This window comes from Pararhizobium sp. (assembly GCF_035497515.1).
GTDB lineage: Bacteria > Pseudomonadota > Alphaproteobacteria > Rhizobiales > Rhizobiaceae > Pararhizobium.
Window position 1 is genome coordinate 1 of sequence record NZ_DATJDJ010000237.1, and the last position, 2369, is coordinate 2369.

Below are 2369 nucleotides of genomic sequence, written 5' to 3' on the forward strand. Positions count from 1 at the left end.
ACGGCCGTCGTGATCCGCTCGTCGAATGTTGCGATCGAGCTTTCAAGCCGTGTCGTAATCGTGCGGCGGATTTCCTCGCGCGCCGTGTAGCCGGCATAGTCCGCATTGGCGACATAATCGCGGATGCTTTCGATTTCGTTCAGCAGTGCGCGGTACTTCCCGGCCGCCTCGATCGCACCATCAATCCGATCCTGCTCCTCCTGATCGATCTTCTCGACGGCATCATTCAGATCGCTGATCGTCTGATTGACCTTGTTGAGCAGATCCTCGCTGATCCACTCGTCCAGTTCGGTGAGCTTGTCGAGAATGTCCTGCGTCAGATCGTCGATGGAAATCCGCACGTCCGGCGTGGTGACATCGAGCCAGGCCGACCAGTCGGTCTTGCGCGCCGAATAGGGAACGAACTTGCCGCGCGCCTGATAGACGGTCGCAGGCAGTGTCCAACCACCCGAAAGCAGCCAGGAAAAGGGCGAGGCATAGGCCGTCGCATCACTGTCGAAGACGACGGAAGCGGTCGCCTTGACGCGGACCTGAACATGCACCCTTTGCACGTCGTCCTGATCGGCCGCGCAGCTGATCCGGATTGCCGGCCGACGGCTGGTTCCAGTTTCATCCGTCACCACATCGGGCGCAACGGCCCAGCCTTGCATGGGCTGAACCGGCGGATAGGGCTTGCCGACAAAACCGGACGTCGGCGTGCGATAGTCGACGGCCTGATCCCAGTCATAATCCGATGGATCGACCTCGGTCAGATCGACCATCACATCGAGGTTTGCGTCGTCAACGACACCATCGACGCGAAACAGCTTGTTGACGTAGCCGTTGCGCACCGATGACCACGACATGATATCACCGGGCTCGACGCCCCAATAGGATGGCGGCAGGACATGCGTATGCCTGCGCGCGCGGCGTGCCTCCTCGAGGGCCGAGCTGATCAACCGCTGCACCTGCGCATCATAGGGCACGAAGTCGAGCGACACGTCAGCCATCAGCCGGCGCTTGCCGTCCTCCGCCTCGAACTGGGCGTTGTAAAGCGGTGGCGCAACCTTCGTGTTCCACCCTTCATCAGGCGATGGATACTTCGCGGCAATTCCGTTGATCGTGTCTGCCAGACCGAAGAAGGGCGTGAACGACTGCTCGGCCGTCGAAACAATATCGTCATCGTCGAACGCAAAGACCGCAGCGCCAGGCGCGCCGACATAGATCTTGTATGTGCCGCCTATCTCGGGGAGCCGGCCCTGGCAGCTGGTCAGCATGGCGCCGATCGCTTCGGAGATCTGGGCATTCACCTGGATCTCGCCACCGGCGCGATAGATTGGCTTGTTGCCGGTCGTGGCATTCGAAACGCGGCACTTGCCGATCTGGGAAATCCAGTGCGCCACGGGAAGGCGGGCGGCCGGCAGGCTTTGGAGCCCATAAACCCATTGGCCCGCGAAGGTGATACCACGCAAAAGATTGTAGACCTGCACCGCCGGGAGGTGGTCGCCATCGCCGCCCCAGGTCGAGCGATCGTTCCAGCGATGCGCGCCAGTGCCGCCCACCGTCGAGTCCTTGGACGGGTCGTAGAGCTTGATGCCGTTGACCGCGAACTTGAATTGCGGGAACCCGGTGAACAACTCCTCGTGCACGCGCGATGTGCAGATCACATAGGCAACGCCACGGCCGACGCGCGTTGACTGATAGGGCCGCTCGGACGCGGAAAACTTGCTGACGAGATAGGGATCGGCAACAGTCTGGTTGCCGTCATAGAACTTGATCCAGAGGAAGTCCTTGTCGTCGTCACGATATTCGAGGACCGGGAAGCCGTAGTCCGGATGGGCGGTACTATCGATCGTCACCTTTTCGCCGTTCACCCAGACTTCCGCAAGCGAAGCGATCGGCAGGTCGGATACCGCGATCACCTGCACATGGTAGGCATTCGGCGTCTTCGACGAGGCACCCCATTCGTTCGAATAGACCAGCGATCCCGCAGTGGCGGTATAGCCGACCGGAAACGAGCGCGGGACGTCGCCACCGCTCTGCAGCTTGCCCTGCACTGAAAATGTCGGCTTCTCCGGCTCGCCGGCCAAAGCTTTCGCAAGCAGGTTCAGCCCGATACCGGCCGCCGTCTGAAGGACGAAGGCGCCGATAACCGACAGACCGGCAAAGAAGCTCGACGCCGCCGCAACAAGCGAGGCGATCGCAGTGAAAATTGCCATGGATTTTCCTGAAAGATGGCGCCTAGAGCGCCTTCACGAAATGGGTTTCCGCCGGCGCATATCCGCAGCGGCGGTAAATCGCTGAAACATCATTGGTGGCGAGAGACGCCATGCCGATCGACACGCATCCCTTGCCGCGCGCCCAGTCTTCATAGGCGGCAAGCATCGCAA

At 61.0% G+C, this 2369-nt stretch carries 1 protein-coding gene; it reads right to left on the minus strand.

Annotated elements, in window-relative coordinates:
* On the minus strand, positions 1-2198 hold a 2198-nt coding region (locus tag VL202_RS24950), incomplete at its 3' end, for a phage tail protein (protein WP_325466751.1).
* Positions 2199-2369: the final 171 nt, after the last annotated feature.